The organism is Mesorhizobium abyssinicae (genome assembly GCF_049887195.1).
GTDB lineage: Bacteria > Pseudomonadota > Alphaproteobacteria > Rhizobiales > Rhizobiaceae > Mesorhizobium > Mesorhizobium abyssinicae.
The window spans coordinates 1-657 of sequence record NZ_JARAKC010000110.1 but is presented as its reverse complement, the minus strand read 5'-3'; the positions used below and the strand labels follow the sequence as shown (position 1 = coordinate 657).

Sequence of the window (657 nt, the reverse complement as noted above, 5' to 3'; positions counted from 1 at the left end):
CGGTGGCCCGGTGACGCTTGTAGCACTGACCGATCACCGCCCCGGTGGCAACATCTAGCGCGGCAAACAGCGATGTCGTGCCGTTGCGGACATAGGTATGGGTGCGCCGTTCGGCGACGCCCGGCGCCATGGGCAGCACAGGCTGCTCGCGCTCCAGGGCCTGGATTTGCGACTTCTCATCCACGCAAAGCACGACCGCCCGGTCCGGAGGCGACATGTAAAGACCGACGATGTCCTGCACCTTGTCGACAAAGAGCGGATCAGAGGAGAGCTTGAATGTCTCGGCACGATGCGGCTGCAGGCCAAACGCGGTCCAGATCCGACGGATGGTGGTATGCGAAAGGCCGCTGTCGGCAGCCATCGAACGGATGGACCAGTGCGTGGCATCCTTAGGAGTGGTGTTCAACGTACGCTCGACGACCTGGGCAACCTGGGTATCGGAGACAGTTCGCGGTCGACCCGCACGATATTCATCTGTCAGCCCTTCAATACCATCCTGTACGAACCGGCGGCGCCACTTGCCAACCGTGTGCTCGTGAACCCCCAGGCGTTCGGCAACGTCCTTGCTTTGCAAACCCTGCGCGCACAAAAGGATCATCCGGCATCGATCCGACAAGGAGCGTGGCGCTTTATGCCGGCGCACCTGAGATTCGAGAA

1 protein-coding gene is annotated in these 657 nt (G+C 61.6%); it reads right to left on the bottom strand.

All coding sequences use genetic code 11. From position 1 onward, the window contains the following. Positions 1-657, bottom strand: a 657-nt coding sequence (locus PU724_RS33860; RefSeq protein WP_426213843.1) for an IS630 family transposase, incomplete at both ends; no start/stop codon positions are given.